At 59.5% G+C, this 20,967-nt stretch carries 17 protein-coding genes and 1 pseudogene; 8 read left to right on the top strand and 10 right to left on the bottom strand.

What is annotated here, in order from left to right:
* The 3 genes from JOE34_RS15330 to JOE34_RS15320 form a co-directional block, all read right to left on the bottom strand.
* On the bottom strand, nt 1-936 hold the full coding sequence (locus JOE34_RS15330) for a LysR family transcriptional regulator (RefSeq protein ID WP_016568518.1): 936 nt from the start codon (nt 934-936) through the stop codon (nt 1-3).
* A 68-nt stretch (nt 937-1,004) separates the two neighbouring features.
* On the bottom strand, nt 1,005-2,231 hold the full coding sequence (locus JOE34_RS15325; RefSeq protein WP_024665163.1) for a cyanate transporter: 1,227 nt from the start codon (nt 2,229-2,231) through the stop codon (nt 1,005-1,007).
* Nucleotides 2,232-2,344: 113 nt separating this feature from the next.
* Nucleotides 2,345-3,445, bottom strand: a complete 1,101-nt coding sequence (locus JOE34_RS15320; RefSeq protein ID WP_209996030.1) for an MBL fold metallo-hydrolase — start codon at nt 3,443-3,445, stop codon at nt 2,345-2,347.
* 194 nt (nt 3,446-3,639) lie between these two features.
* Between JOE34_RS15320 and JOE34_RS15315 the strand changes: the two genes are divergently transcribed.
* Entirely contained in the window at nt 3,640-4,254 is a 615-nt protein-coding gene (locus JOE34_RS15315; protein ID WP_003315845.1) for a TetR/AcrR family transcriptional regulator, read from the top strand.
* Between the two features lie 20 nt (nt 4,255-4,274).
* Here JOE34_RS15315 and fahA read toward each other — a convergent pair whose 3' ends face one another.
* Together fahA and hmgA are read right to left on the bottom strand one after the other, a co-directional pair.
* Nucleotides 4,275-5,570, bottom strand: a complete 1,296-nt coding sequence (fahA, locus tag JOE34_RS15310) for a fumarylacetoacetase (RefSeq protein WP_209996027.1) — start codon at nt 5,568-5,570, stop codon at nt 4,275-4,277.
* Nucleotides 5,570-6,874, bottom strand: a complete 1,305-nt coding sequence (gene hmgA / locus JOE34_RS15305; protein WP_209996020.1) for a homogentisate 1,2-dioxygenase — start codon at nt 6,872-6,874, stop codon at nt 5,570-5,572. Before hmgA ends, fahA begins: the two co-directional genes overlap by 1 nt.
* Nucleotides 6,875-7,014: 140 nt before the next feature.
* Here hmgA and JOE34_RS15300 point away from each other — a divergent pair, with 140 nt between their 5' ends.
* On the top strand, nt 7,015-7,806 hold the full coding sequence (locus tag JOE34_RS15300; RefSeq protein WP_209996018.1) for an IclR family transcriptional regulator: 792 nt from the start codon (nt 7,015-7,017) through the stop codon (nt 7,804-7,806).
* Between the two features lie 79 nt (nt 7,807-7,885).
* Here the strand turns inward: JOE34_RS15300 and JOE34_RS15295 are convergent, their stop codons facing one another.
* Nucleotides 7,886-9,463 (bottom strand): sensor domain-containing diguanylate cyclase, encoded by a 1,578-nt coding sequence (locus JOE34_RS15295; RefSeq protein WP_024665166.1) that lies wholly within the window; start codon nt 9,461-9,463, stop codon nt 7,886-7,888.
* A gap of 356 nt (nt 9,464-9,819) precedes the next feature.
* Here JOE34_RS15295 and JOE34_RS15290 point away from each other — a divergent pair, with 356 nt between their 5' ends.
* Complete coding sequence (locus tag JOE34_RS15290; protein ID WP_057445486.1) at nt 9,820-12,018, top strand: EAL domain-containing protein; 2,199 nt, start codon at nt 9,820-9,822, stop codon at nt 12,016-12,018.
* A 60-nt stretch (nt 12,019-12,078) separates the two neighbouring features.
* Here JOE34_RS15290 and hppD read toward each other — a convergent pair whose 3' ends face one another.
* Together hppD and JOE34_RS15280 are read right to left on the bottom strand one after the other, a co-directional pair.
* Nucleotides 12,079-13,155 carry a 4-hydroxyphenylpyruvate dioxygenase gene (hppD, locus tag JOE34_RS15285; RefSeq protein ID WP_003370421.1) on the bottom strand — a complete coding sequence of 359 codons (1,077 nt, stop codon included), beginning with the start codon at nt 13,153-13,155 and terminating at the stop codon, nt 12,079-12,081.
* Between the two features lie 142 nt (nt 13,156-13,297).
* Nucleotides 13,298-13,453: pseudogene (locus JOE34_RS15280) on the bottom strand (maleylacetoacetate isomerase); the annotation flags it as partial.
* A 138-nt stretch (nt 13,454-13,591) separates the two neighbouring features.
* Here JOE34_RS15280 and glcD point away from each other — a divergent pair.
* The 4 genes from glcD to JOE34_RS15260 are packed head-to-tail and all read left to right on the top strand — an operon-like array spanning nt 13,592 to nt 17,827.
* Nucleotides 13,592-15,091, top strand: coding sequence for a glycolate oxidase subunit GlcD (gene glcD, locus JOE34_RS15275; protein ID WP_024684012.1), 1,500 nt, complete (start codon nt 13,592-13,594; stop codon nt 15,089-15,091).
* Nucleotides 15,091-16,149 (top strand): glycolate oxidase subunit GlcE, encoded by a 1,059-nt coding sequence (glcE, locus tag JOE34_RS15270; protein WP_003391514.1) that lies wholly within the window; start codon nt 15,091-15,093, stop codon nt 16,147-16,149. The genes glcD and glcE overlap by 1 nt, the downstream gene beginning before the upstream one ends.
* Before the next feature lie 3 nt (nt 16,150-16,152).
* Nucleotides 16,153-17,385, top strand: a complete 1,233-nt coding sequence (gene glcF / locus JOE34_RS15265) for a glycolate oxidase subunit GlcF (RefSeq protein ID WP_024665170.1) — start codon at nt 16,153-16,155, stop codon at nt 17,383-17,385.
* Between the two features lie 34 nt (nt 17,386-17,419).
* Entirely contained in the window at nt 17,420-17,827 is a 408-nt protein-coding gene (locus tag JOE34_RS15260; RefSeq protein WP_003391508.1) for a heme-binding protein, read from the top strand.
* A gap of 47 nt (nt 17,828-17,874) precedes the next feature.
* On the opposite strand, the gene JOE34_RS15255 is transcribed toward JOE34_RS15260, so the two are convergent.
* Both JOE34_RS15255 and JOE34_RS15250 read right to left on the bottom strand, forming a co-directional pair.
* On the bottom strand, nt 17,875-18,846 hold the full coding sequence (locus JOE34_RS15255) for a YncE family protein (RefSeq protein ID WP_003344092.1): 972 nt from the start codon (nt 18,844-18,846) through the stop codon (nt 17,875-17,877).
* A gap of 328 nt (nt 18,847-19,174) precedes the next feature.
* Nucleotides 19,175-20,191 carry a LacI family DNA-binding transcriptional regulator gene (locus tag JOE34_RS15250; protein ID WP_016568529.1) on the bottom strand — a complete coding sequence of 339 codons (1,017 nt, stop codon included), beginning with the start codon at nt 20,189-20,191 and terminating at the stop codon, nt 19,175-19,177.
* 282 nt (nt 20,192-20,473) lie between these two features.
* Here JOE34_RS15250 and JOE34_RS15245 point away from each other — a divergent pair, with 282 nt between their 5' ends.
* Nucleotides 20,474-20,962, top strand: coding sequence for a gluconokinase (locus JOE34_RS15245; RefSeq protein ID WP_003344097.1), 489 nt, complete (start codon nt 20,474-20,476; stop codon nt 20,960-20,962).
* Nucleotides 20,963-20,967 lie beyond the last annotated feature (5 nt).

The raw sequence follows: 20,967 nt of genomic DNA, 5'->3' as shown, positions 1-20,967 counted from the left end.
TCAGAGCAAGCCGCGTTCGGCACACACCTTCACGACTTGTTCACGCAGCCAGCCACTGGCTTCGTCTCGATCCGCCTGGGCGCTCCATAGCATGTCCAGACTGAAGCCAGGCAGGTCAGGCGGCAGTTCGAATACGGAAATCCACAGTTCATTACCCAGCAGCGTTTGAATACGGCGTGGCAGCACCAGCATGAAATCCGTGCCTTCCAGCAACTGCAAGGCTGCGCGGTAGCTATTGGCCCGTGCGACGATATTGCGCTCAAGCCCCTGCCGCTGCAGCCAGCCATCCACCATGTTGGTATCGGACGTCCACGGCGTCGGGTAGACATGGCGGTGCTGGATAAAGGTTTGCAGGTCGATCAGGGCGCTGAGCGGCGCGAACCTGGAGTCCATGACGCACACCAGATCATCCTCCATCAACACCTGCGAAATCAGGCTGTCCGGGACTCGGTGAAAACCAGGCCCGAAGCACAGGGCAAGGTCAAACAGGCCATCGTTCAATTGCTCGGCAGGCAACTGCTTTTCAAGCTTTTGCACATTGACCGTCACCGAGCAACCGGCGGCAGCGAAGTCACGCAGCAGATGCGGCAATACCAGCAGCTCGAAATACTCAGGGGCACAGACCGTGAAGGTGGTCTGTGCACGAGTCGGGTCGAACAGGTCGAGGCCGTTATGGCACAGATTGACCGAGCGGAGAATCTGCTGCACATGGTCGTGCATGGCCAGCGCCTTGCGGGTCGGACGCATGCCGTTGCGAGTACAGATGAACAGATCGTCCTCGAAGTTCGCACGCAGCTTTTTCAGGCAATAACTGACCGTCGACTGGCTGACATGCAACGCTTCCGCGACCAGGGTCAGGTTGCGCTGCTCATACACCGAGACAAAGACCATCAGGTCCTGCATGTCCAGCTTTCTCAGGGCATTACTGTTAAGCATCAAGGTATCTCGCTGGCGCTGTGACCGGGCGGTCAGGTCAACGCGCACAAGATAGCATCAAAATGCAATCATGCCGCCTCCCTGCCAGTGATGACAGGTTCGTCGAGTGCGTTGCGCAGATGATCAGCATAACGTCGGGGGTCGAGTCGCACCACCATCAACAGCATGATCGCGACCAACGCCATCAGTGCCCACCACGCCCCCTCAAAACTGCCCGTCAGGTCACGAATGACGCCGGCAAGCAGCGGCGAAAGGCTGGCGATCAGATAACCCACGCCTTGCACGAATGCCGTCAGGCCACCCGCCTGCTGTGGATCATCGAAATGATCCATGGACACGATCAGGCTCAGCGGAAAGAGACCGCCAATCCCCAACCCCAGCAGGCATGTCCACAGCAGGCCCAGCTGTTGCGGCATCAGAATCAGCCCGGCAAAGCCAGTCGTCATCAACGTCAGCAGTACAACCAGCGCCACGCGCTTATCGCGACTGCGGTTGGCCAGCGCCGGAGCCAGCAGACCCGATACGACCTCCATCAGGGTCAGAAAGCCCAGCAGCAGCCCTGCACTCTGCTCACTCCAGCCATTCTCCAGATAATACGGCGCCAGCCAGGCCAACACGCAGGTATAGGACGCCGTGCCAAGGCCGAAGAAAATCCCCAGCATCCAGGCCCGAGGCATGTGAAAAAAAGTCTGCCGGTGCCCTGCAGCGGTTGACGCGTCGGACTGCAAAGCGTGCCGCTGGGCAAACCAGAAGCACATCGCCAGAAGAGCCAGTAGCGACCAGACCGCCAGGCCGACGCGCCAACTGCCACTGCTGTCCATCACCAGAGGGCTGAATGAAGCAGCCAATGCGGCGCCACCCATAATCGCGGTCACATAAAATCCCATGTACAAGGACACGTTGGCCTTGAAACGCAATTTGATCAACGCAGGCATCAGCGCCTGAATCAAGGCGATACCAAGCCCCGCCAGCACAGCGCTGAGGATCAGTTCAGCAGCAGAATCGAGAAACAGACGCGCCACGGTTGCCAAACCGATTAACGCCAGTGAAAGCAGGATGCTGCGATACGATCCCAGGTAACGAGCGATGCCCATGCCGAAAAACATTGCCAGTCCCATGCTCATGACCGGCAACATGGTCAGCAACGACGCCGTTCCGAAACCGAGCGGAACGTCCAGCCGAATCGCCACCAGCAATGGACCGACCGCAGCCATCGACGGGCGCAGGTTCAGCGCCACCAACAGGACACTGATCATCAACCCCATATTCTGAACTGCCGAACCACGCATCTGCATACCGTCACCATCGCTATTGATGATCACGATTAGGCCGGGCGCGTGCTCAAGTGACAAATCAAAATCTGGGCCATGCTATTTAAAAATCAGTTCACTGTTGCCAAAGATGGTTTTCAGGCGTTCTGGCGACGGCAACTGCAGGATTCTGCGCCGTCTGCCTGTTCGGTTTCGGACTCGACCACCTCAACCACCTCATCCACGGCCAACCACCAGGTCAGACCGCGACACGGGTATTGCACATAGAACGGCTGGCCCATCATCGGCGTAGTGATCGAGACATTCTGCTCCCAAGCCAGAGCCAGAATGCGATCGAACGGCTCGTGCCAGGCATGCATCGACAGGTCGAAGGTGCCATTGTGGATCGGCAGCAACCAGCGACCGCGCAGGTCCAGGTGCGCCTGCAGCGTCTGCTCGGGCTGCATGTGCACATCGGGCCACTCGACGTTGTAGGCGCCGGTTTCCATCAGGGTCAGGTCAAACGGTCCGTATTGCTCGCCGATGGTTTTAAAGCCATCGAAGTAACCGCTGTCGCCACTGAAGAAGATCCGCTGATCGCCATCGATCATCACCCAGGACGCCCACAAGGTGCGGTTGCTGTCGAGCAGCGTGCGCCCGGAGAAATGCTGTGAGGGTGTGGCGACGAACTCGATTCCCGCCACCTCGGTGGACTGCCACCAGTCCAGTTGATGCACCTTGTGCGCAGGCACGCCCCACTCGATCAACGTATCGCCCACGCCAAGCGGCGCCAGAAAATGCTCGGTCTTTTCGGTCAGCGCCTTGATCGCCATGCGATCGAGGTGGTCGTAATGGTTGTGCGAAAGGATCACCGCTGTGATCGGTGGCAATTCTTCGAGGCTGATCGGCGGCTGATGAAAGCGCTGCGGGCCCGCCCACTGCACGGGCGAGGCACGCTCGGCAAACACGGGGTCGGTCAGCCAGAACTGGTCGCGCAGTTTGAGCAGAACGGTCGAGTGCCCCAGGCGGTACACCGTATTGTTCGGTGCAGCCAGCAATTGCTGACGCGACAGCGGCTGTACCGGAATGTCGCCTGCCGGGCGTGTGTCCTTGGGCTTGTTGAACGCCTGATCCCAGAAAATACCGAGCGTGCGCAGCAGACTCGATGGCTTCATGGTGGCGTGATTGCGGTATCGCCCTTCGTGACGGGACAAGACAGGCAGTGAAGAAGAGTCCTTTTTCTGATGCGTCGAGGCCATGGTTCGCTGACTCCTGGGGGCAGGTTGAGGCTCCAGCCGTGCATACTTCGTACGTGATCCTGTTGCAGGATGTCCGAGGGAAAATATGTAACAGTGTTTTACACTACACGGTGTAGTTTTAAGCTTGCATGATCCTTGGCGACAAGTAAACTGCTGAGTGTAATTTTCTCTAAACGCACGTTTGAAGCGAACCTATGACCGAACCCATGCGCCTCACCGATCAGAAACGCGAATCCATCGTCCAGGCGGCTATCGCCGAATTCGGCGATCGTGGCTTCGAGATCACCAGCATGGACCGGATCGCCGCGCGGGCCGAGGTTTCCAAACGTACGGTCTATAACCACTTCCCCAGTAAGGAAGAACTGTTCGCCGAGATGCTGCAGCGCCTCTGGAGCTGCGCCCCGCCGCAGGCCGAAGTGGTTTTTCATCCGCAGATCGGCTTGCGCGAGCAGTTGCGGGAATTGCTCTGGGGCAAGATGCGCAACCTGACCAACAGTCACTTCCTCGACCTGGCCCGCGTGGTGGTTGGCGCGACCATTCACTCGCCCGAGCGGGCGCAGGTGTGGATGGCGCGGATCAATGAACGAGAAGAAACCTTCAGTGCCTGGATTCGCGCCGCGCAGAAGGACGGCCGTCTGAAACCGGTCGACCCGGCCTTTGCCGCGACGCAAATGCACGCATTGCTCAAATCGTTCGCGTTCTGGCCGCAGGTCACGTTCAGTGCGGCATTGCTTACCCCCGAGGAGCAGCACACGGTGGTCGAATCGACCCTGGACATGTTTCTCGGCTGGTACGAAATAGCCCGCTGAAGCAGCCGGACACGGTATTTTTAATCGAGCACAACGCCCCGGCACTCGCCGAAGCCAATCGAGACGTGCCCTTCGCGATGACAACGGGCACGCAGAATCACCTCGTCGCCCCGCTGAAGGAACATTCGCGTTTCGCCATTAGGCAAGGTCACCGGTTGCTTGCCGCCTGCGGTCATCTCCAGCAGGCTGCCGTACTGACCTTCCTGGGGGCCGGACAACGTACCGGTGCCGAGCAGGTCTCCCGGTTGCAACTTGCAGCCGTTGACGCTGTGATGCGCAACCATCTGCGCCACTGTCCAGTACATGTTCAGCGCGTTGCTCAGACCTAACCGATGAGGCGCCAGCCCGTCGGCTTTCATCTGTGCAGTCAGCAGCAGCACTTCCAGCTCGATATCCAGCGCCCCGCGCTGCTGATCGTGGTCATCCAGCAGATACGCCAACGGTTGCGGATCGCCTTCCGGACGCGTCGGTTGCGCGCGACGAAACGGCTCAAGTGCTTCGGCGGTTACCACCCAGGGCGAGATCGTCGTGGCAAAGCTCTTGGACAGAAACGGTCCCAATGGTTGGTATTCCCATGCCTGTATGTCACGCGCCGACCAGTCGTTGAGCAGGCACAACCCGGCGATGTGTTCGGCAGCCTGATCGATCCCGATGGCCTCACCCTGGGCATTCCCCGGCCCGATCCAGACCCCCAACTCCAGCTCGTAATCGAGGCGTTTGCAGGGACCGAAAACGGGAACCTCCTGGCCTGGCACCAGGGTTTGCCCGCTGGGCCGCCGCACCGTCGTACCGGAGGGACACAAGGTCGACGCTCTGCCGTGATAGCCGATAGGCACGTATTTGTAGTTGGGCAGCAGTGGGTTGTCCGGGCGGAACAGCTTGCCGACATTCAGTGCATGATGAATACCGACGTAAAAGTCCGAGTAATCACCCACCCGAGCCGGCATGTGCAACGTGCACTCGCTCATCGGCAGCAACAAACCGCCAACAGCCTGCAGCCTGTCGCGCTGCGGGCTGTCTTCATCGAGCAACTGCAACAAGGCGGCGCGCAACGCCCGTCGGGCAGCGGCACCCAGCGCAAGAAAATCATTGAGCTGGTCGCGGCTGGCAATTTCAGCTACTTCGGCGGCCTGCCCCTGAAACATCCCGGACTCTGTTGCCACGCGCAGATCGAAAATCCTGTCGCCGATGGCCACCCCACCACGCGGAGCGGTCTGGCCATGGCTGAACACGCCAATGGGCAGGTTCTGCAGGGGGAAATCGGCATGCCCGTTGGCAGATTCGACCCAGCTACGACGATTGAGCGCGGTAGTCATCAGCGTGGCTCCTGGGTGAACGTTCTGGCCATGTCCTTCCAGCAGGCATCGTAATCGGTTTGCAGTTGCGGGCAGTCGAGCGCGTGACGACTGGGGCGCAACACCTTGCCGGTCTCGAACATGAAGGCCATGGTGTTGTCGATCCTGTGCGGTTTCAGCTCGGCGGCAATGGCCTTTTCGGCGGTGACATTATCGGGGCCATGCGCACTCATGCAATTGTGCAGCGAAGCGCCTCCGGGCATGAAGCCTTCGGCCTTGGCATCGTACGCGCCGTCGATCAGCCCCATGAATTCGTTCATCAGGTTGCGGTGGAACCACGGCGGGCGGAAGGTGTTTTCCGCCACCATCCAGCGCGGCGGAAAGATCACGAAATCGATATTGGCCTGGCCGTGAATAGCCCCCGGTGAGGTTAGCACGGTGAAAATCGACGGGTCCGGGTGATCGTAGCTGACCGTACCGAGGGTGTTGAAACGCCGCAGGTCATATTTGTACGGAACGTTGTTGCCGTGCCAGCCCACCACGTCGAACGGTGAATGCTCCAGTTGCGTCGACCACAGTTCGCCGAGGAACTTCTGCACCAGTTGTATTGGCTGGCGACTGTCTTCGAACCAGGCGACCGGGGTCAGAAAATCACGTGAATTAGCCAGCCCATTGCTGCCGATCGGGCCCAGTTCCGGGAGGCGCAAGGCGCAACCGTGATTCTCGCAGAGGTACCCACGAGCGCTGCTGTCGAGCAGTTGGACGCAGAACTTCAAACCTCGCGGCAAGACGGCGATTTCCAGTGGTTCGATGTCCAGCAAGCCCAGTTCGGTGATGATTCTGAGTCGGCCCTGCTGCGGCACCACCAGCCATTCTCCATCCGCACTAAAGAACGCTCGCTGCATGGAAGTATTGGCGGTGTACAGGTAGACGCTGACACCCTCGACCTGCTCCGCCGCCGAGGTGCTGGCGAGGGGGATGAGACCGTCGATGAAATCGGTCGGTGCCGCCGGAATATCGAAGGCATTCCAGCGCAACCGATTGGGGTTGATCGGCCCCTGCTCCTGACCAGCCATCTGCAGATCCATGCGCTGATAACGCGGATGGGCTGCCGATGGCTTGATCCGATACAGCCAGGTACGTCGGGCTTCGCTGCGCGCGACCGTAAAGGCGGTGCCCGAGAACTGCTCGGCATACAGACCCAGCGGATGTTTCTGCGGCGAATTCCGGCCAACCGGCAAGGCACCGGGCAGCGCCTCGCTGCTGAACTGGTTGCCGAAGCCCGACTGATAAACCAATGCGTCGGAACTGGAGTGGATAGCCATCTGGACCTCTTGTTGTAATGGGGTCGGACGGAGACAGGACGAAACATTATTTAACGTAAACAGATTACGCATAACGTAATTTGAGTTTGCCAGCCGGTCAAGCTATAAAGCTGCCTTTCCCGATCGGCGCACAACATCCCATGACCCAGCAAACCGAAAGCCCCGCAGGCGGACGCCCGCAAAAGGTCCAGGCGGCCGAAGTCGGGCTGGGCGTACTCAAGGCGCTCGCTGAACTCTCCCCTGCCACGTCCTTGTCAAGACTGGCCGAACACTTGGGCATGCCCGCCAGCAAGGTTCATCGTTACCTGCAGGCGCTGATTGCCAGCGGTTTTGCCGAACAGGATGCCGTCAACAATCACTATGGGCTGGGGCGCGAGGCGTTGCAGGTGGGACTGGCCTCACTCGGCAAGCTGGATGTCCTCAAGGTGTCGGCACCTTGGCTTGCCAGCCTGCGCGATGAACTGAACCAGACCTGCTTTCTGGCGGTATGGGGCAACAAGGGCCCGACCGTGGTGTATGTCGAACCCTCGATGGGTGCCGTGACGCTGGTCACGCAGATCGGTTCGGTGCTGCCACTGCTTGGCTCGTCCACCGGCCTGGTGTTCGACAGTTTTCTGAACGGGCGCGAAACCGCTGCGCTTCGCGAGCAGGAAGTGCCGTTGCTGAGCGCCAGCCAGCTGCGTGAGGCCGAGCAGCATGTCGAGCAGATTCGTACCACTGGCGTGCACCAGATTCAGGGCTTGCTGATGCCGGGTATCAACGCAGCCTCGTCACCGCTATTCGCCATGGGTAACAAGCTGGTGGGCGTGATCACGGTCGTCGGACCGGGATCGGTGTTGAACGACGAGACGCAGAGTCTGGCGGCCAGAAGGCTTTTGCAAACGGCGGTGACAATCAGCGAGCGCATGGGAGGTAGCCGTCCGTCAGACTGACGTTGCGCCTGCGGACGTACGTTGGTTTGCCGAACATATTGATAGCAACCCTGTGCAGGTACAGATCCATGACGCTCGACTATCGAGTGGACGCTGTGGATACCCTGGCAAAATGACTATCTGCTTGCCACCCTTGAATCAAGCGACCTTCGACACGGTTACGCCCTTTGGTTTTGGCCAGGTAAAGGAGTCGATCCGCTTCCTTCAGCGCAGCTGTGTGCTCATCCTTCTTCTCTGCTGCGTTGATCGCCACCACGCCCGAGCTGATGCTCAGCCTGCCCAGCGGGCTGGACGAGTGCTCTATACAACTGGCTTCAATGGATGATCTGATTTTTTCCGCGAGCCTCAGCGCGCCTGCCAGGTCGGTTTCAGGCAACAGAATGACAAACTCTTCACCGCCGTAACGTGCTGCCATATCCCCGGACCGGTCAAGACTGTTGCCAATCAGCCCCGCCACTTGCCTCAGGCAGTCGTCACCCTGCAGATGGCCGTAGGTGTCGTTGTATTGTTTGAACCAGTCGATATCCAGCAAAATAATTGCGATGGTTGCATCATTCCGGCTCGCCCGCCCCCACTCCTGCTGCAAGGCCGTATCGAAGCAACGTCGATTGGCCAGGTGCGTCAGGCTGTCCGTGTGAGCGATGATCTCCAGGTCGTTCCTGGCGATATTCAGTTCACCCTCCGCCGTGATCAACTGCTGGATTTGTCGGTACAACAGCACGCCCAGAAAGACCAGCGCCAGGATAATGATGCCGGTGATGGTCATGGACCGCTGTGCATAGGCCCACCAGGGCGCGAACACATGCTGACTGGAGATACCGGCAGCGGCGACGATGGGCAATCCGGACACGCGCCGATAGGCGTATACCCTTTCCACCCCATCCACCACGGAGTTGATCACTGCGGTGCCGCTGTCGCTGTACGGCAGATAGCGAGTGAAGATATCGCCCTTGGCTACATTGGTGGTCATCAGTGCGGTTAATGTGGGCCGCCGCGCAAGCAGGTCGCCATTATTCAGAGCGAGGAAGATCACACCCTTGTCGTCTACATCCATACGCTGGAAAAACGCCTGGAAATAAGCCACCGGCACGGTGGCGAGTGCAACGCCTGCAAAACTGCCATCCGCCGCATTGATACGCCGACTGACCGGGATGACCATGTCCCCTGTATTGCGGCTTTCAACAATGGACCCTACATGAATGGACGGGTCAGGGTTGTCGCGGTGGTAAATGAAGTAGGCGCGGTCTTCGTTGTTCCTGGTCTGCACGCCCTTGGCAAAGGAATTGGCGACCCAGTTGCCTTGAGCATCATAGATGAACAGCCCCTGAAGCCCTTTGACGTTGACCAGGTCTTGAGCCATCAGTCTGGTCAAGCGGCTTTGCTGCTCGCCTGCGGCGCCATCTTGCTCAACCCGCTCGGCAAGGTCACGCAGCGTATTGTCAGCCTGCTGCAGGGTGTCCTGAGCCTGCTGTTCAGCAGCAAGCACGATATTGGACACCGCAATCCTGGCAGTGGCGACGCGCTCGAGCTTGGATTGGTTCATCTGCCAGGCGGTGGCCAGGATCAACGATAGACAGACCAGGGCAATGAAACCGATCAACGCCTTGCTGAGCGCCGAAGGTGCAAGCCTCGTCGAAATAGAGAAAAGCCGCTGCATAGGGTCGTCATCAAATTGGCAGTGAAAACCGCTATGCAGTTTCCATACCCTTGCGACGCCAAACCTGAACACTTCGTTACGATCGGGTAATACTGGCCTTAGTTGGATCCATACCCGCCACGCTAGTTGCTTGAGAAGTTGTTACAGGTATCCGGCTTTTTGACGATATAGCTTCTAAGCTGCCTTGGACAGCTATCGAGACGCTACCGCGAGAGGTGCTGCATGTATCTGACTTTCCTTTTCCGGCGTGGCGCAAGCGCATGCTGGCAGGGTACCTCCGCCGGTGCCGACACAGCGGCGTTATCCATCGATCGCTTCGTGTCTCGCGTGCGATCAGCGTTTAGCGATGGCCTCAAATGAATAGTTACCCAGTCGGCGATGATGACGAAGAACGTATTCGTATCTTGAATGCCTTTTCGTTGATGGATACCCCACCTGAGCACGAATACGATCAGATCGTGCAAATGGCATCGCGGATTTTCGATGTGCCCATTGTTCTGATTTCTCTGGTTCATCGAGACCGGCAATTCTTCAAGGCGCGCGTTGGCCTCGATGTCTGCGAAACGGGCCGCGACGTTTCATTCTGCAATTTTGCGCTCATGGGCCGTAACGTTTTTCTGGTGCCTGATGCATTGCAGGATGAGCGGTTCAGCTCAAACGCCTTGGTAGTCGGCGCTCCCCATATTCGCTTTTATGCCGGGGCGCCGCTGATAACCGCCAGCGGTCATGTACTGGGCAGCCTGTGCCTGATCGACAATAAACCTCGAGAGACTTTCTCGGAGCGAGATCAGCGGGTTCTTCAGGACCTGGCGGTCATGGTCATCGAGAGAATGGAGTTGCGTCGACTCACGCTCGAGAATGAAGACAGCCACACCCGCTTCATGAATATCACCTCGACTTCACCCGACGCGATCATCTGCTCGGACAGCAAAAACCGGATCATCTCATGGAACAACTCGGCCGAACTCATTTTCGGGCATCGATCCGAGGACGCCATGGGCAAGCCTCTCGACATCATTATTCCGCCCGAAATGCGCTCCAGGCACCATGCAGGTTTATCGAGGGTTGCTGCGGGTGGCCCGGCCTCCATTATCGGAAAATCCATCAACCTGACGGCCATCCATCGCGACGGTCACACCCTCCCCATCGAGCTCTCGCTCTCACAATGGACGTATGCCGGCGAGCCACAATTCGGAGCGATCATTCGGGACATCACCCAGCGTGTCGAGGCGGACAAATTACTCAAGCATGCGGCCGAATACGATCACCTGACCGGGCTTGCCAATCGATCGACACTCAAAAGGCGGATCAAAGAGGCGTGCGACGCGCAGCTGTCAGCAGCCATCCTGCTGATCGATCTGGACGGCTTCAAGGACGTCAACGACACGTTGGGCCACGCTGCAGGCGATTTTGTACTCAAGGTGACCTCTCACCGTCTTCGCGAACACGTACCGGCCTGCCATATGGTCTCGCGTCTGGGCGGCGATGAGTTTGTCGTGTTCCTGTCCGACACCGCAGACCCTGACAAGGCGATCAAGCTGGGCCTGGCGCTCATCGCGGTCATCGAGGAACCGATAGAGTTTGAAGACAATTCAATCTACATCGGCGCCAGCATCGGCGTCTCCGTAAGGTCTGGCGCTGATTACGACGATGAGCAAATGCTCGGCAATGCGGATCTGGCGCTCTACCAGGCCAAGTCTGACGGCCGCTCCCTGGTTCGCACCTTCACCTCCGAGCATCGACAGACCGCTTCAAGAAGAGGAGCGCTCAGCTCATCGATGCGTCAGGCATGGGCCAACAAAGAGTTCGAGCTTTACTACCAACCTCAGGTACGACTTGCGGATGGTCGTATCACCGGAGCCGAAGCCCTTATACGCTGGAACCATCCGACACTGGGCGTCGTGTCCCCGGCGGTTTTTCTGCCCGCACTGGAAGCAGGCCTGCTTGCGGTGCCGGTGGGCGAATGGATACTGCGTTCAGCCTGTGAGCAGGCAGCGAAATGGCGAAATACCGGCTGCGAGGAATTCCGCATCGGCGTCAACCTGTTCGCCGCGCAGTTTCGCATGCGCGACTTTGCCGAAATGGTTGAAAGTGCGCTTGAAGACTTTTCCTTGCCTGCACACTCACTCGAACTGGAGATCACGGAAAACATCATCTTGCGAAACGAGCAGCGCATTATGGAACCGCTGCGTCACCTTCGCTCGTTGGGTGTGGGCATCGCGTTCGACGATTTCGGTACCGGCTATGCGTCCCTGAGCCTGCTGAAAGACTATCCGGTGACACGACTGAAGATTGACCGCTCATTCGTAAGTGGCGTAGAGCGCAGCAAAAAAGATGAAGTCATCGTCGAGGCCGTTGTCAGGCTGGCAAACGGCTTCAATCTTCAGGTCACGGCAGAAGGCATAGAAACCCGTGAGCAGGAAAGTCTGATGCGCCATTATGTATGCGACGAAGGCCAAGGCTATCTGTATGGTCGCCCCATGCCGGCGCATGACTTCACCGAGCGCTATATCTCTTCTCACAACCGGCAAGCTGACGTTCTCAAGCACAAATGACTCAGAACGAGCCTGGGCAGGCTCGTCTGATCGCGCAAGACGGACGCTTTTTATGATTGCTCAGTCCGGCGTCAGGACACCACGCTGAATCTGGTCGCGTTCGATGGATTCAAACAGTGCCTTGAAGTTGCCTTCGCCAAACCCGTCATCGCCTTTGCGCTGAATGAATTCGAAAAACACCGGGCCCATCAGCGTTGCGGAGAATATCTGCAACAGCAAACGACGCTCGCCCCCTTCGGAAGAGCCATCGAGCAGAATACCGCGAGACTTGAGCTCGGCCTCCGGTTCACCGTGATCAGGCAAGCGACCTTGCAGCATCTCGTAGTAGGTATCCGGCGGCGCGGTCATGAAGCGCATGCCGGTTGCTTTCAGCGCGTCCCAGGTCTTGATCAGGTCATCGGTAAAGAACGCCACGTGCTGAATGCCTTCGCCATTGAACTGCATCAGAAACTCTTCGATCTGACCCGCGCCCTTGGACGACTCTTCGTTCAGCGGAATGCGGATCATGCCGTCCGGGGCGGTCATGGCTTTGGAGGTCAGGCCGGTGTATTCGCCCTTGATGTCGAAGTAACGCAGCTCGCGGAAATTGAACAGCTTTTCATAGAAACCGGCCCAATACGCCATGCGTCCGCGGTACACGTTGTGGGTCAGGTGATCGATGAATTTCAGACCGGCACCAACAGGGTGGCGGTCAACGCCTTCGATGAAGTTGAAATCGATGTCGTAGATCGACGTGCCCTCGCCGAAGCGGTCGATCAGATACAACGGCGCGCCACCGATGCCCTTGATCGCGGGCAGGCGCAATTCCATGGGCCCGGTAGCGATTTCCAGCGGTTGTGCGCCCAGTTCCAGTGCCCGGTTATAGGCCTTCTGCGCATCTTTCACGCGGAACGCCATACCGCATACCGAAGGACCATGCTCGGCGGCAAAGTAAGATGCCAGGCTGTGCGGTTCGTTGTTGAGGATCAGGTTGATCGCCCCCTGACGAAACAGGGACACGTCCTTGGAGCGGTGCGTTGCGACTTTGGTGAAGCCCATCATCTGGAACACAGGCTCAAGGCTGTTGGGCGTCGGTGATGCGAATTCGATGAATTCAAAGCCCATCAGGCCCATGGGGTTTTCGTAGAGATCAGCCATGACTGGCTCCTTGCAGGAAAGTGAGAGTGGGTAACCCTGGCAATCACTGTCCTGCGGGCGGCGCGCACGGAATCCCTCGCACGCTGCGTGCGAGAAAATCACCGAATATCAGTTGCAGACCTAGAATCTTCATGAGGGCAGCCTACTCCGGCTTATCCGATTGTGCATCAGGGTGTGCCTGGTAAAAGGCCGGGGGCTGCCGGGCCAGATGCTCGACCCGCTGAATACGCACGAATGCAGTCGGGTCGACGCGGTAACGATGCGCTGCGTACAACTGGGGTAGCAGGTAAATATTCGCATGGATGCGGTATTTTTATTTTCGTAAACCTATTACGTCATGCGTAAATTGCGTGATCGGACCCTCGCTGTCAACTCAAGCCTCGCAGCGAATGAGCTAGGATGCATTAACCCGACAAAAACAACCCAGGGTGGCTTGATGAACATTCTGTACGACGAACGCATCGACGGCGTGCTGCCCGCCGTCGACAAGCAGCTGCTGTTGCAGGCGCTGCAACAGCAGTTGCCCGACCTGGACATCCTGCATCGTCCCGAAGAGCTGCGGCCTTATGAGTGCGACGGGTTGTCGGCCTATCGCACCACACCGATGCTGGTGGCATTGCCGCGGCATGTGGAAGAAGTACAGACGCTGCTCAGGCTGTGCCACGCACGTCGCGTACCGGTGGTCGCTCGCGGGGCGGGCACCGGGCTGTCGGGAGGCGCGTTGCCGCTGGAAAAAGGCGTGCTGCTGGTCATGGCGCGTTTTAACCAGATCCTCGATATAGATCCCTCCGCGCGCTTGGCGCGGGTTCAGCCCGGCGTGCGCAACCTGGCCATTTCCCAGGCGGCAGCGCCCCACGGCCTGTATTACGCGCCGGACCCGTCCTCGCAAATCGCGTGCTCCATCGGCGGCAATGTGGCGGAAAATGCCGGCGGCGTGCATTGCCTCAAATACGGGCTGACCGTGCATAACCTGCTCAAGGTCGAGATCCTGACGGTGGAAGGCGAGCCGATGACGCTGGGCAGCGACACGCTGGACTCGCCGGGCTTCGACCTGCTGGCACTGTTCACCGGCTCCGAAGGCATGCTCGGCGTCATTACCGAAGTCACGGTCAAACTGCTGCCCAGACCGCAGGTGGCCAAGGTGCTGCTGGCAGCCTTCGATTCCGTGGAAAAGGCCGGGCGCGCGGTGGCCGATATCATTGCTGCGGGCATTATCCCCGGCGGGCTGGAGATGATGGACAATCTGGCGATTCGTGCCGCCGAGGATTTCATTCACGCAGGCTACCCGGTCGATGCCGAAGCCATCCTGCTCTGCGAACTGGACGGCGTGGAAGCCGATGTGCACGCTGACTGCGAACGGGTCAGCGAGGTATTGACACTGGCGGGCGCTACCGAAGTGCGCCAGGCCAAAGACGAGGCCGAACGGGTCCGCTTCTGGGCCGGGCGCAAGAACGCTTTCCCGGCCGTGGGTCGCCTGTCGCCGGACTACTACTGCATGGACGGGACCATCCCGCGCCGTGAGTTGCCGGGCGTATTGCGCAGCATCAGGGAGCTATCCGAGCAATACGGCTTGCGCGTCGCCAACGTGTTTCATGCGGGCGATGGCAACATGCATCCGCTGATCCTGTTCGATGCCAATCAACCGGGTGAGCTGGAGCGCGCCGAGGCACTGGGCGGCAAAATCCTCGAGCTGTGCGTCAAGGTCGGCGGCAGCATTACCGGCGAGCACGGTGTCGGTCGCGAGAAGATCAATCAGATGTGCGCCCAGTTCAATAGCGACGAGCTGACCTTCTTCCATGCCATCAAGGCGGCATTCGACGCCAGCGGCCTGCTCAACCCCGGCAAGAACATCCCGACCCTGCATCGCTGCGCGGAATTTGGTGCCATGCACATCCACGCCGGGCAATTGCCGTTCCCCGACCTGGAGCGTTTCTGATGAGCACGATGGACAACGACGTCAGCCAGGCACTGCTCGAGCGGGTCAATCAGGCGCTGCGCGACGAAACGCCGTTACGTATTCAGGGCGGCAACAGCAAGGCTTGTCTCGGTCGTGAAACCGCTGGCGAAATACTCGATACCCGCGAGCACCGTGGCATCGTCAGTTATGACTCGACAGAACTGGTGATCACTGCACGCGCCGGCACGCCATTGAACGAACTGATGCAGACGCTGGATGCCGCAGGCCAGATGCTGCCTTGCGAACCGCCCGACTTCGGCGCCGCGACGCTCGGCGGCATGGTCGCTGCGGGACTCTCGGGACCGCGCCGGCCGTGGAGCGGATCGGTGCGTGATTTCGTGCTGGGCACACGGGTCATCACCGGTCTTGGCAAACACCTGCGTTTCGGCGGAGAAGTCATGAAGAACGTTGCAGGTTATGACGTTTCACGCCTGATGGCAGGCAGTTTCGGCTGCTTGGGGCTGCTGACCGAGGTGTCGCTCAAGGTGCTGCCCAAACCACGTCTGTGCAGCAGCATCGCACTGGAAATGGACAGCGCGCTGGCCTTGGCGCGCCTTGCCGAGTGGGGTCAGCAACCGATACCGATCAGCGCGGCCAGCCATGATGGCCACGTACTGCGTCTGCGCCTGGAAGGCGGTGAAGGTTCAGTGGCCGCAGCCCGGGACCGGCTCGGCGGCGAGCTACTCGATGCCGCGTACTGGCAACAGTTGAATGCGCATCACCTGCCCTTCTTCGATGACCCGCGGCCCCTGTGGCGGCTCTGTGTACCTGCCGACAGCCACCTGCCGGATCTGCCGGGCGAGCAGTTGATCGACTGGGGTGGCGCGCAACGCTGGCTCAAGTCGGACGCTGACGGACAGACCATTCGAGCCATCACCATGGCGGTTGGCGGCCATGCGACCTGCTACAGCCAAGGCGTCGTCGACAGCCCGTTTGAACCGTTGGCCGCACCTGTGCTGCGCTACCATAAGGCACTCAAGACCCGACTCGACCCGCAGGGGATTTTCAACCCCGGTCGACTGTACGCGGAGCTTTGAAACATGCAGACCACATTGAGTGAACACGCCAGAACCCTGCCGCGCGCCGAAGAAGCCGAACGTATCCTGCGCAGTTGTGTGCATTGCGGTTTCTGTAACGCTACGTGTCCGACCTATCAATTGCTGGGTGATGAGCTGGACGGTCCACGCGGCAGGATCTACCTGATCAAACAAGTGCTCGAAGGTCAGCCGGTTACCGAGAAAACCCGTGTGCATCTGGACCGCTGCCTGAGCTGTCGCAATTGCGAGACCACCTGCCCGTCCGGGGTGGATTACCACAACCTGCTGGACATCGGCCGCGCGGCGGTTGAGGCCCTGGTGCCGCGGCCACTCGCAGAACGCGTGCTGCGTGAAGGCTTGCGTCGCGTCATCCCCCACCCCGGACTGTTCAAATCCCTGACCGGCATGGGCCTGAAGTTCAGGCCGTTGCTGCCACAAACCCTGGCCACCAAGCTGCCGGCGACGGTCCATCCTGCCGGACTTCGCCCGCACACCGGTCATGCGCGCCAGGTGTTGCTCCTGGAAGGTTGCGTTCAGCCGGGCCTGTCGCCAAACACCAATAGCGCTACGGCGCGGGTGCTGGATCGTCTGGGCATCGGCATTACGGCGGTCAGACAGGCGGGTTGCTGCGGCGCCGTGGATTATCACCTCAATGCACAGGAGGCAGGGCTGGACCGGGCACGGCGCAACATCGACGCGTGGTGGCCCGCGTTGCAAGGCAGTGCTGAAAGCCTGATCCAGACGGCCAGCGGCTGCGGGGCCTTCGTCAAGGATTACGGCCACCTGCTGCGCCATGATCCAGCCTATGCCGACAAGGCCGGGCAGATCAGCGCGCGAACCAAGGATCTGGTCGAACTGCTGCGCGACGAACCGCTGGAAACCCTCTGCATCAAGACCGATCAGCGCCTGGCGTTCCACTGCCCGTGTACGCTGCAACACGCGCAAAAACTCGGCGGCGAAGTCGAGCGTGTCCTGACTCGTCTAGGCTTCAATCTGACCACAGTGCCGGACGGTCATTTATGCTGCGGCTCTGCAGGCACCTACTCCATCACCCAGCCTGTCATCGCCCGTCAACTGCGCGACAACCGCATGAACGCACTGGAGAGCGGCAAACCGCAGGTGATTGCCACCGCCAATATAGGCTGTCAGACCCATCTGGCCAGCGCCGGCCGAACGCCAGTGCGGCACTGGATCGAACTGATCGACGCGGCGCTTGGCACGCCTGAATCACACTGAACGCCATTCAATAATCATTACTCCGGAGAGCTCCATGAAGATCAAAGCCGTACTGACCCAGACCGAAGTCAGCCTGATGCTCGGTGCCGCACGCGAAGAGGCGCAGGCCAATGGCTGGGCCGTTTCCATCGCCGTCGTTGATGACGGCGGCCATTTGCTGGCATTCGAGAGACTGGACGACGCCGCACCGATCAGCAGCTACATCGCGATCGAAAAAGCCCGCACCTCGGCACTCGGCAAACGTGAGTCCAAGGGTTACGAAGAGATGGTCAATGGCGGGCGCACTGCATTCCTGAGTGCTCCGCTGCTGACTTCCCTGGAAGGCGGTGTGCCGGTCATCGTCGACGGCCAGGTGATCGGTGCGCTGGGGGTTTCAGGCGTGAAGGCCGAACAGGATGCTCAGGTCGCCAAGGCCGGCGTCGCAGCGCTTGACGCCGACTGACGGTCGACCCGGCTGGTAACACGCAAGCCAGGCCATTGCAGGAGTCTTCATAGCCGGTAGATCGAAATCCAGCTCATGTCCGGATGACTGGAATAGATGTACGTGCCGGTCTTGTTGAGTACCGCACCGCCTACCGACGGAAAGTAAGCGATGCAGGTGGCGATGCCCTTCACCGTGTCGATCCGGTAAACGTCGTAATTACAGGTATAGATCGCGTAGACATAGCGGTCATCCGAGGTCACTCCGATGACTTTCACCGGGTAGCCTTGCGTGCCGATCCTTTCCCGATAGAAGGTTTTGTTGGTAGCCGCATCGATGATGTAAACCTCGTCGATGCCACCGACATACAGCCAGGCGCCATCGGAACTGAAGGCCATCGAACGCGGGTCGGAGAAGCCGGGAATGTCATGTTGCAGGTAATCGACCTTGCTGATCGCAAGAACATCGGTAGGCGCGGTCCGGTCAACCAGCATGGTTGCGTAAAACCTGTCGTTCAACGGGCTGATCCCGAGGGCCAGTGATGCGTTGGTCAGGGCACCCAGATCGAACTCGTTTTCGACCGTGTAATTCTCGGTCTCGATGAGGCGAATCAACCCGCCGAGCGCGTTCTGAAAGGACAGGCAGATAAAACGGCCATCGGCACTGCACAGGATCCTGTTGACGTTGGCTGCAGGAAGTATCCTGATCACTTCGCGCATGCGCGTATCGACCACGTAGCACCTTTTCTGGCCGATGGTGTAAAGCCTTTTGCCATCGGGGCTCAGGGTAATCGCGCCTGCCCCTGCCCGCTTGATGGCACCCGTTACGCTGGCACTGGCGATGTCGACCACACTGACTTCGCGACCACTTTCATGAGCGACATACAACGTGGTTTCATCAGGGCTGATAGCGATCTCTGCGGGTACGAAGCCCAGCGGGATAATGCCGGTCAGCCAGGCGATGTCCAGGGGGACACCTGAACCGACGGGGTCGACGATATGCGTCAGGGCTCTAACGTTCTGAGATGCTTTTTTTTGCATTTCTCTCACCTTCAATAGGTCTTGTAAGACCGCCAGAACGGGGAATAGATAAGAAGATATATCCCCGTCATCCAACGATGCGGCCAAGACACTTATGCCGCTCCGAGCCAAAAACGTAGGGTCATTGAATACTCAACACGGGGGGATGGGTACTGTCAGAAATAACAGTCGAAATGTGCCGAAACCGTTCGAATGAGGGTATCGACAACAGTGCAGGACAGCACGGTCGGGCACTCCAGCCCGGAGGCATCGAGCCCGCAGAGCGCCCCTACCATTGGTCAGTACAATGACTCGGGGAGGGATCGCCAGGGCTGGTCGGGGAAAAGACTCAAGAGCTTTCCCGCACCACCAGTTCAAACCCTAGATCGACCTGCGGGTGCTGGGTGACCCCGTCCAGCAGGCCCAGCAAGACCTGAGCAGCACGCTGTCCGACTTCTTCCCTGGGTGTGCGAATCGAGGTCAGGCGCGGCACCATGTGCGCGGACCCAGGCAGGTCGTTGAAGCCCACCAGAGAGACCCGTTCGGGAATCGCGACCCCCAGGCGCAAGGCCTCCAGCGCAGCGCCCTGCGCCAGGTCGTCATTACAGAAGAACACCCCGTCGACATCCGGATGCTGGTCAAGCAGGCGCGCGAACAACTCCCCGCCCAGACCGATCGAGGAGGCCTGGCGTGTCGAGACCTGCAGCGCGGGGTCGAACAGCCCGGCGTCTTCCAGCACCCGACGGAACCCGGTGCCACGTTGCAGCACACGAGGGTCGAGCTGGGCGGCCATGTATGCCAGCCGATGACGGCCACGCCCGAGCAGGTGCCGCGCAGCTTCGGCACCGGCCTGTTGCTGCGAGAACCCGACGCAATAGGCGCCCAGGCGAGTGTCGAGTTCCATCATGTGCACGCAGGGTATGCCGCTGGTTTCAAGCATCTGGCGGGACGCTGCCGTGTGGTCGAAACCGGTCAGCAGAATACCGCGCGGGCGATTGACCAGATGGTTGCGCAGCAGCTTCTCTTCCTCTTCGGGTGAGTAATGGTAGTTGCCGATGAGCACGTCCAGGCCGCGCACGCGCAACACGTCCTGAATGGCTTCCAGCGTCTCGATGAACAACTGGTTGGAAAGCGACGGCACCAGCACCACGACGGTCTGACTGCAGGAAGAGGCCAGCGCCCTGGCTGCCGGGTTGGCCACATAACCCAGGCTCTGCGCCGCAGCACGGACCTTTTCGACCAACTCAGGCGCCACGGTGCTGATACCGCGCAAGGCTCGCGAGGCGGTGATCGGAGAGACGCCAGCCAGCTTCGCCACTTCATTGAGCGTGGGGCGACCAGTCGAGCGGGAACCAATGCGTATCATGCGTTGCCAACTAACATAGGGGTTGCCAAATGTGTCGAATGCCCCATAAGGTAGCGCTGTCTCATGGAACGTGACAATGCTTTATCGCTGGTTTCACAGGGGTTACCCGATTCGGGTCCGCGGAGAACAGCCTCCCATGCTTATTGATGAGCCCAAAACAACGACAAATAACTGGAACAGTCCGGGATGAGACTTATGTCCCCCCGAAAGAAGACAGCGCTGTCTCCAGATGAGGTGCCTACTGTGACAACTGCGAATACTGCTATTTCCGCCCTTGTGGTGATGGGTGTATCTGGCTGCGGCAAAAGCGCCGTCGGTGCCGAGATTGCCCTGAACAGCGGCGGCCGCCTGATCGAAGGCGACGCGTTCCATCCTCCAGCCAACATCGAAAAGATGAGCGCCGGAACCCCCCTCAACGACGAAGACCGTGCCGGCTGGCTGACCCGCCTGGGCGAAGAGATGGCTGCCGCCCTCGCCAACGGTGAACACCCGGTTCTGACCTGCTCTTCGCTCAAGCTCATCTATCGCCAGCGCCTGCGTGATGCGGTGCCAGGCCTGGGTTTCGTTTTTCTGGAACTCAGCAAGGAACTCGCCAGCGAACGCTGCTCGCACCGGCCTGGGCACTTCATGCCCGCCAGCCTTGTAGACAGCCAGTTCGCGACCCTCGAACCGCCCTATGGCGAACCGCTTACATTGATCGTGGACGCGTCCCAGCCTATCGATGTCATCGGCAAACAAGCCGCAGCATGGTGGAAAGGCTCTCACGCCTGATAAAG

Origin of the sequence: Pseudomonas sp. PvP028 (assembly GCF_017832255.1) — a bacterium.
Lineage (GTDB): Bacteria > Pseudomonadota > Gammaproteobacteria > Pseudomonadales > Pseudomonadaceae > Aquipseudomonas > Aquipseudomonas syringae.
The sequence above is the reverse complement of the archived record's forward strand: the minus strand, read 5'-3'. Positions and strand labels throughout refer to the sequence as shown.

Excerpts from the sequence above, each read along its gene's own strand:
- JOE34_RS15330 (WP_016568518.1), bottom strand. The coding sequence starts at position 936 with ATGCTTAACAGTAATGCCCTGAGAAAGCTGGACATGCAGGACCTGATG.
- JOE34_RS15325 (WP_024665163.1), bottom strand. The coding sequence starts at position 2,231 with ATGCAGATGCGTGGTTCGGCAGTTCAGAATATGGGGTTGATGATCAGT.
- JOE34_RS15320 (WP_209996030.1), bottom strand. The coding sequence starts at position 3,445 with ATGGCCTCGACGCATCAGAAAAAGGACTCTTCTTCACTGCCTGTCTTG.
- JOE34_RS15315 (WP_003315845.1), top strand. The coding sequence starts at position 3,640 with ATGACCGAACCCATGCGCCTCACCGATCAGAAACGCGAATCCATCGTC.
- fahA (WP_209996027.1), bottom strand. The coding sequence starts at position 5,570 with ATGACTACCGCGCTCAATCGTCGTAGCTGGGTCGAATCTGCCAACGGG.
- hmgA (WP_209996020.1), bottom strand. The coding sequence starts at position 6,874 with ATGGCTATCCACTCCAGTTCCGACGCATTGGTTTATCAGTCGGGCTTC.
- JOE34_RS15300 (WP_209996018.1), top strand. The coding sequence starts at position 7,015 with ATGACCCAGCAAACCGAAAGCCCCGCAGGCGGACGCCCGCAAAAGGTC.
- JOE34_RS15295 (WP_024665166.1), bottom strand. The coding sequence starts at position 9,463 with ATGCAGCGGCTTTTCTCTATTTCGACGAGGCTTGCACCTTCGGCGCTC.
- JOE34_RS15290 (WP_057445486.1), top strand. The coding sequence starts at position 9,820 with ATGAATAGTTACCCAGTCGGCGATGATGACGAAGAACGTATTCGTATC.
- hppD (WP_003370421.1), bottom strand. The coding sequence starts at position 13,155 with ATGGCTGATCTCTACGAAAACCCCATGGGCCTGATGGGCTTTGAATTC.
- glcD (WP_024684012.1), top strand. The coding sequence starts at position 13,592 with ATGAACATTCTGTACGACGAACGCATCGACGGCGTGCTGCCCGCCGTC.
- glcE (WP_003391514.1), top strand. The coding sequence starts at position 15,091 with ATGAGCACGATGGACAACGACGTCAGCCAGGCACTGCTCGAGCGGGTC.
- glcF (WP_024665170.1), top strand. The coding sequence starts at position 16,153 with ATGCAGACCACATTGAGTGAACACGCCAGAACCCTGCCGCGCGCCGAA.
- JOE34_RS15260 (WP_003391508.1), top strand. The coding sequence starts at position 17,420 with ATGAAGATCAAAGCCGTACTGACCCAGACCGAAGTCAGCCTGATGCTC.
- JOE34_RS15255 (WP_003344092.1), bottom strand. The coding sequence starts at position 18,846 with ATGCAAAAAAAAGCATCTCAGAACGTTAGAGCCCTGACGCATATCGTC.
- JOE34_RS15250 (WP_016568529.1), bottom strand. The coding sequence starts at position 20,191 with ATGATACGCATTGGTTCCCGCTCGACTGGTCGCCCCACGCTCAATGAA.
- JOE34_RS15245 (WP_003344097.1), top strand. The coding sequence starts at position 20,474 with ATGGGTGTATCTGGCTGCGGCAAAAGCGCCGTCGGTGCCGAGATTGCC.